This window comes from Frankia sp. CcMO1, from assembly GCF_977945845.1.
Map to the genome: position 1 here is coordinate 1 of NZ_CDWTMG010000237.1, position 7,517 is coordinate 7,517.

The following is a 7,517-nucleotide window of genomic DNA, read 5'->3' on the forward strand; positions in this document are numbered from 1 at the left end:
TTCGAAGAGCCGGTATGTCGGAACAGCCGGCGGAACTTCCCGGTTATGGCCCGATACCGGCCGGCCTCGTTCGCGAGATGGCCGAGAACCCCCGGTGCACATGGCGGCGGATACTGATGGATCCGCCGGAAGGACGAGTCCTGGAGGTCAGCCGGCGTCGATTTCCCTCAGCCACTCTGGCTCGTCATGTTCGAACTCGAAACCCTACATGTGTCTTTCCGGGATGCGAGAAGCCTTCCATTCACTGCGATCTTGATCATACCAGGTCGCATCGTCGAGGTGGCCAGACGAGCGAGCGGGACCTCGGGCCAAAATGCCGGAGGCATCACCGGCTGAAACACGCGGATGAAAAGCGGCCCAGGCGTGGCGCCGAGGAAGGTGCTACGAGAAGACCGGGGCGGCCGGATACATCATCTCCCGATCAATCCACGCAGAAGGGATGGTCCGTGTGCCAGCCCAGGCCTGGACATTTCATCTGGACGAGCCCGGAGGGACGCCAATATGAGGTTTCACCCGAAGATTATCTCAAGGAAGTATTCCTCGAGGATGATGTCCAGTTCGAGTCGAAGCGGACCGGGGCCGAGCGACGGATGACGCCTCAGACCCGTAGATGACGGCGGAGCGCCACCGAAGCCATCGCGGCGGCGGCGAGCACACCGACCCCCAGCACGACGGCCGCGGTCTCCCAGACCGCCGACCAACCGAACAGGGGGAACATCGTCTGCTTCGCGAACCGGCCGTCCACCAGGTAGATCTTGGCCAACGCGAGCACGCCCGTGGCGAACAGCCCGCCAACCAGCCCCACCGCCGCGATCTCCAAGACGAACGGGGCCCGGATTGTTCCGTTGGACGCACCGACCATCTTCATGATGGCAGTCTCCCGCCCCCGAGCATGCGCCGAGATCCGGATCATCGTGTAGATGAGGGCGAAGGACGCCAAGGCCTGCACGGCGGCGAGGGCGAAGGCGCCCGCTGTGAAGGCGTCGAGGAACCGGTACAACGGGTCAAGCAGGCCGCGCTGGTCGCGCACAGCTTCCACCCCGTCGAGGCCGGTGTAGGTGACGACGATGTCGCGGGCCGCTCGCGGATCGGTGAGCGTAAGTCGTAGCGCCGCGGGCAGGTCGTCGGGTCCGACACCGGCGAGGACGTCGGGCGATCCACGGAAGTCCCGACGGAAACGGTCGTACACCTGCTGTTTGCTTTCGTACCGCACGTCGACGACCAGTGGATCCGCCGCGATCTCGGCCTCGAGGGCAGACCGCTCGCCTGGGGTGATGCCATCGGAGAGATCAACGACGACTTCGATCTGGTCGAGCAGGAAGCTGTCGATGGTGTGCACCTGCGCCCGCAGGAGCAGGCCCGACCCCAGCAACGCCAGGCAGATCGCGACAGTGATGATCATAGCGCAGGTCATCGCCAGGTTGCGGCGCAGGCCCGTCCACAGCAGCGACGCCAGCAGACCCGGTCGCATCAGCGGACCCGGTCGGCCGGCACCCGGGGCCCGGGCCGGGGAATCATCGGCACCACCAGATCATCCTGGTTGTAACGCCCGCGAGCCTCGTCCCGGATCAGCGCGCCGTCGCTCAGCTCGAGCACCCGGCGGCGCATCGCGTCGACGAGCGACGCGTTGTGGGTGGCCATCACGACGGTGGTGCCGGCCTGATGAACAGTGTCGAGCAGGTTCACGATCTCGATGCTGGTGTTCGGATCGAGGTTGCCGGTCGGCTCGTCGGCCAGCAGTACCCGAGGACGGCCGACGAACGCCCGGGCGATTGCGACCCGCTGCTGTTCGCCTCCGGAGAGTTCATCGGGATACCGGTCCGCCTTCTCCGCGAGGCCGACCAGGTCGAGTGCCTCCGGCACGACGCTGCGCACGACATGCCGAGGACGGCCGACCACGTCGAGGGCGAACGCGATGTTCGCCGCCACGGTCCGATTCGGTAGCAGGCGAAAGTCCTGGAAGACGCAGCCGACCAGCCGGCGCAGCCGGGGCACCCCGCGGTCCGGCATCCGCGCGACGTCACGGCCGGCCACCAGCACCCGGCCGGACGTCGCCCGTTCCTCCCGCAGCAGCAATCGCAGCAATGTGGTCTTACCCGATCCGGACGGCCCCACGAGGAAGACGAACTCACCGGCACCGATCTCCGCGGTGACATCGATCAGCGCCGGCCGGCCGCCGTTCGGGTACCGCTTGCTCACGGAACTCAAAACGATCATTGCGCCTTCCCGCACTCCCATGACTTTCAGTAGCCGCATGGTAGGGCGTGACGAAGGTCGGGGGCCGCAGGTTAACGCCCGACCGGAATCTCCGAGAACAGCCCCGAGCGGGTCACCGCTCGCCCGGTCGACCTTTGACGGAGCGGCACGCCACCGTGCGCGGGCGTAACGTGGAGGTCGATCGTGCGTGTCGCCAACGGTCGTGCTCCATCCGAAACGTCCGGGTGTTGTCCCCACCCCGAGGAAGTGCGACGATCGCCCGATCATGGCATCCGTCCCGGGTGAGAAGGAGGCGCTATGGGCAGCGAGGATCTCGTCTGCGCGCGCTGCGCCGGACTGGTGGTCGAAGGCCGGTGTCCCACCTGCCGCGCCTCGCGCGAGTACCTGCGCCAGAGCTTCTTCCAGATGTCACCGCAGGTGATCGTCACGCTGATCGCGATCGTGATGCTACTGACGGTCCTTGCCGCCCGTCACGTCTCCTAAGCCCGGCCGCGCCGCCGCGGCAAAGGCTGACCTAGTCGCGGGCCGCCCCGAATCTCCCCGTTGTCCTCCCGTGCGCTGCCTCGTCCTGGTCAGCGCCATTCTCGCCCTGGTGGGCCTCGGCGTATCCGCCTGCGGCGGGAATGGTGGCCGCCCCTGGCCGGCCGAGTCGTCGAAGCCGGCCACCACCGCACCGTCGGCGGGTCGCGACAGCCCGCAGCCCGAGTTGCGCATCATCACCACGGGTCTCGCGGCGCCCTGGGATGTCGCCTTCCTCCCCTCCGGGGACGCCTTGATCAGCGAACGGGACAGCGGCCGTATCCTGCGTCGCCCGGCCGGCAGTGGCGAGCCTACCGAGGTCGCCCGTTTTCCGGACATGGTGCACAGCGGGGAATCGGGGCTGCTGGGCCTCGCCGTCTCCCCCACCTACGCGGCCGATCACTTCGTGTACGCCTATTACACGACCCGGGCCGACAACCGGATCGTGCGGTTCCGGCTGACCGGGAACTGGGCGGGTTCCCCCGCACCGATCCTCACCGGGCTCGCGAACGCCCAGATCCACAACGGCGGACGGATCAGGTTCGGCCCGGACGGCCTGCTGTACGCGGGGGTAGGGGACGCCGGCGTGACCACACGGGCGCAGGACCGCGCCAGTCTGAACGGCAAGATCCTACGGATGCGTCCCGACGGAAGCGTGCCGCCGAGCAATCCGTTCCCGGGCTCGCTGATCTACAGCATCGGCCACCGCAACGTGCAGGGCCTGGCGTGGGATACGGCCGGACGGCTGTGGGCATCCGAGTTCGGCCAGAACAACTTCGACGAGGTGAACCTGATCATCCCGGGCGGCAACTACGGGTGGCCGATGGTGGAGGGCGTCGGCGACACCGACAAGGGCCGCCTGCGCAATCCCCTCGTCACCTGGACCACCGCCGAAGCATCCCCGAGCGGCGTCGCGATCCGTGGAGACACCCTGTACGTGGCGGCGCTGCGCGGACAGCGGCTGTGGGAGGTGGGCCTGGCCGGTGACCATGTGCGTGGCGCCCCCCGCGCGGCGTTCACCGGTGAGCTGGGCCGGCTGCGCGCGGCGGTGCTCGCACCGGACGGATCGGTATGGATCATCACCAGCAACACCGACGGCCGAGGGGACCCGAGAAAGGGGGACGACCGGATCCTGGCGCTGCGCTGAAGGTCCGGGTGGACGGGCGACCCGACGGCGGGAGCGTCAAGCCGACACCGTGGGCTCCACCGGAAGCGGCTCCGCCGGGACCGCCCCGACGGTACCCATCACGCCGATAATTCGATCACGTAGCGAAACCACATCTCCGATTACGATGACCGCGGGAGAACTGATCGCGGCTTCGGCCGCGAGCCGGGCGATATCCGCCAGGGGCCCGGTGATAATCGTCTCGTCGGCTGTCCCGCCAGCGTGGATCACCGCGGTCGGAGTCTCCGGCCGGCGGCCCCGCTTCACCAGCTCGTGACTGATCTCGGGCAGTGCCCCGACGCCCATCAGCACGACGACTGTGCCCGGACCGGTAGCGAGCGCGTCCCAGTCGGCGGTGGAACCGGGATGCGACGGATCGATATGGCCGCTGACGACAGCCACGTCCTGGGTGATGCCCCGGTGGGTCACCGGGATCCCGGCGAGCGCGGGGACCGCGACGGCGCTCGTCACCCCGGGGACGATCTCGCAGGGCAGGCCGGCCGCAGCGCAGGCCAGGGCCTCCTCGCCGCCACGACCGAAGACGAACGGATCACCGCCCTTGAGCCGGACGACGCCGAGCCCGCGCAGTCCCCGATCGACGATCACCGCGTTGATCTCGTCCTGGGTCAGGTTGTGACCGTGCGGCGCCTTGCCCGCATCGATGATCTCGGTACCGGGTCGCACCTCATCCAGCAGCTCACGGGGAGCCAGCCGGTCGACCACCACGACATCCGCAGCCTGGAGCAGCCGCAGACCGCGTACGGTGATCAGATCCGCCCGCCCGGGACCGCCACCGACAAGGGCCACCCATCCGCCCGGGGCTGTCTGCACACCGGTCATCTTCGTCCCCTCCCGCGTCGGCTTTCTCCCAGTGTGCGGCCTGACCAGCCCGTTCGGGGCCGATCGCCGCAGCCGACCATTCCGGCTGACCGGCCGGCTGACCGCCTCAGCTGACCGGACGGGCCGCCGCGACGGGGCCGACCAGCACCCGACCGTCCTGCACCTGCACCGGGTAGACGGGGAGGCGCACCCCTCGGCATCGAGGCACTCCCCCGTCACCAGATCGAACGCCTGCTTGTGTAACGGCGAGAAGACCACGGCCCGGTCTCCGCGGGAGCCGACGAGACCCCGGGAGAGCACGTTGGCCAGGCCGATCGGGTCGGCGTTGCCGACGGCGAGCACGGGACCGTCGCTCAGCCGGAAGATGGCCACCTGGGCGCCGTTGACGAGCGCGGCCACGCCGCGATCGGGAGTCAGATCGTCCAGGGCACAGATGTCGGTCCAGATCATGGCGGCCTCCAGATCGTCCGGGATGCGCTTACTTGCCTATCCAGAGGCTTTTGGGGACGTAATGAAGTAACAAATACGTGATCGAGATCATCATCGCAGGTCACAGGCCTGTGGAGGGTTCGAAACGCGCAAGTTATTTCATTTCGACTCCTTTGTGTCCGTTTCGTCCCTCTGGATAGGCAAGGAGCCTGGATAGGTAAGGAAACGGCCAGCCACCACGGGGAGCGTGGCACCGGCGATGAGGGCTGCCCGCTCGGCCGGGCGGGCCGGCCGGGGCTGGCCGCGTTCGAGGAGGTGGATGACGTCGGGGTCGGCCGCCTCGGGGGCGTTGACGAACGAGGCGAACCGGCGCAGTGCGACCGGATCGGCCAGCGTCGTCTTCCACTCGTCCTGATAGGTCGCGACGTGGTGGGCCATGGCCGTGTCGAGTTCGGCGCAGATGCCCAGCGAGTCGTCGACGATGACCTCGCGGACATGTCCGAGGCCGCCGTCGAGGCTCTCCACCCACGGCGCGGTGCGCTGGAGGCGATCGGCGGTGCGCACATAGAACATCAGAAACCGGTCGATGTAGCGGACGAGCGTCTCGGTGTCGAGGTCGGAGGCGAACAGCTCCGCGTGCCGGGGCCGGTGACCGCCGTTGCCGCCCAGGTACAGGTTCCAGCCCTGCTCGGTGGCGATCACCCCGACGTCCTTGGACCGCGCCTCCGCGCATTCCCGGGCACAGCCGGAGACCGCCATTTTGATCTTGTGGGGAGATCGCAGGCCGCGGTAGCGTAGCTCCAGGTCGACGGCCAGCGTGGTGGAGTCCTGTACGCCGTAGCGGCACCAGGTCTCCCCGACGCAGGACTTCACCGTCCGCAACGCCTTGCCGTAGGCGTGTCCGGACTCGAGTCCGGCGTCGGTCAGCCGCTTCCAGATCTTCGGCAGCTGCTCGGCCCTGGCGCCGAAGAGGTCGATGCGCTGCCCACCGGTAATCTTCGTGTAGAGGTTGAAGTCCCGGGCCACCTCGCCAATCAGGATGAGCGTCTCGGGCGTGACCTCGCCGCCGGGCAGCCGGGGGACGACCGAGTACGTGCCGTCCTTCTGCATGTTCGCGAGCATGTGGTCGTTGGTGTCCTGCAGGGCGGCCTGCTCGCCGGCCAGGACGTACCCGTTGTAAAGGGAGGCGAGAATCGAGGCCACCACCGGCCGGCAAACCTCGCAGCCCCGGCCCCGACCGTGCTCGGCGATCAGCTGCGAGAACGTCGTGATCCCCCGCACCCGGACGATCTCGAACAGTTCAGCCCGGCTGACGTCGAAGTGCTCGCACAGCGCCTTCGATACCTCGATGCCCGCGGCGGCGAGCTGCTGGCCGAGGATCGTCCTGAGCATCGGCCAGCAGCTGCCACAGCTCGTGCCCGCGTTGGTACACCCCTTGATCCCGGCGACGTCGGTAAGGCCGTTCTCGCTGATCGCGGCGCAGATCTGGCCGTGGGTGACGTTGTTGCACGAGCAGATCTGCGCCCCGGCGGGGAGCGCCGCCCCGGCCCCGGAGCCGCCGGCCCCTGCCCCGTCGCCGTCGCCGGCCGGCAGGATGAGCCGCGCGGGATCGTCCGGCACGACCCCGGCGGAGCCGACCATGGCCCGCAACATGCCGTACTCCCCGGCGTCGCCGACGAGGATACCACCGAGGACGCTACGCGCGTCGTCGGAGAGCACCAGCTTCTTGTAGACCTTGGCCACCGGGTCGGCGAACGTGATAGGCAGCGCACCGGGAGTCGTCCCGAAGGCGTCCCCGAAGCTCGCGACGTCGACGCCGAGCAACTTGAGCTTGGTCGACATGTCGGCACCGGTGAAGGTCGCGCCGCCGCCGAGCAGACGGTCCGCGACGACCTCGGCCATCGCGTATCCGGGTGCGACCAGCCCGTACACCCGTCCGGCCGCCAGGGCGCACTCGCCGACGGCGTAGATGTGCTCGTCGCTGGTGCGGCAGCCCTCGTCGACGACGATGCCGCCGCGATCCCCGACGTCGAGTCCGCACTCGCGGGCCAGGGCGTCCCGCGGGCGGATCCCCGCCGAGAACACGACGACGTCGGTGTCGAGGCCGGCCAGCCCCTCGGGGTGACGGGCGAAGACCATCCGGGTGACCCGCCCGTCGGGATCGGCCTCGATCCGCTCGGTGGCCGTGTCGGTGTGGACGCCGATCCCGAGCCCGGTGATGTGGGCTCGCAGCGTCTGCCCGCCGGCCTCGTCGACCTGGGCCGGCATCAGCCGGGGCGCGAACTCGACGACGTGAGTAGCCAACCCCAGGCTACGCAGCGCGTTCGCCGCCTCTAGGCTTGTCTTC

At 68.7% G+C, this 7,517-nt stretch carries 6 protein-coding genes and 1 pseudogene; 2 read left to right on the forward strand and 5 right to left on the reverse strand.

The window, feature by feature from the left end:
- Nucleotides 1-598 precede the first annotated feature (598 nt).
- Together ftsX and ftsE are read right to left on the reverse strand one after the other, a co-directional pair.
- A complete protein-coding gene (gene ftsX, locus AC08OU_RS20440; protein ID WP_476601880.1) occupies nucleotides 599-1,471 on the reverse strand; it encodes a permease-like cell division protein FtsX in 873 nt (290 codons plus the stop codon).
- Entirely contained in the window at nucleotides 1,471-2,217 is a 747-nt protein-coding gene (ftsE, locus tag AC08OU_RS20445; RefSeq protein ID WP_476601879.1) for a cell division ATP-binding protein FtsE, read from the reverse strand. The genes ftsX and ftsE overlap by 1 nt, the downstream gene beginning before the upstream one ends.
- Nucleotides 2,218-2,514: 297 nt before the next feature.
- On the opposite strand from ftsE, the gene AC08OU_RS20450 reads away from it, so the two are divergent.
- Nucleotides 2,515-2,700 (forward strand): hypothetical protein, encoded by a 186-nt coding sequence (locus tag AC08OU_RS20450; protein WP_476601878.1) that lies wholly within the window; start codon nucleotides 2,515-2,517, stop codon nucleotides 2,698-2,700.
- Nucleotides 2,701-2,770: 70 nt separating this feature from the next.
- Nucleotides 2,771-3,883, forward strand: a complete 1,113-nt coding sequence (locus AC08OU_RS20455) for a PQQ-dependent sugar dehydrogenase (RefSeq protein ID WP_476601877.1) — start codon at nucleotides 2,771-2,773, stop codon at nucleotides 3,881-3,883.
- 36 nt (nucleotides 3,884-3,919) lie between these two features.
- Here the strand turns inward: AC08OU_RS20455 and cobA are convergent, their stop codons facing one another.
- The 3 genes and pseudogenes from cobA to nirB all read right to left on the reverse strand — a co-directional run.
- Entirely contained in the window at nucleotides 3,920-4,741 is an 822-nt protein-coding gene (gene cobA / locus AC08OU_RS20460; RefSeq protein ID WP_462186016.1) for a uroporphyrinogen-III C-methyltransferase, read from the reverse strand.
- A gap of 246 nt (nucleotides 4,742-4,987) precedes the next feature.
- Nucleotides 4,988-5,191 (reverse strand): annotated as a pseudogene (locus AC08OU_RS20465) (nitrite reductase (NAD(P)H) small subunit); the annotation flags it as partial.
- Between the two features lie 138 nt (nucleotides 5,192-5,329).
- On the reverse strand, nucleotides 5,330-7,517 hold a 2,188-nt coding region (gene nirB / locus AC08OU_RS20470; protein WP_476605575.1), incomplete at its 5' end, for a nitrite reductase large subunit NirB.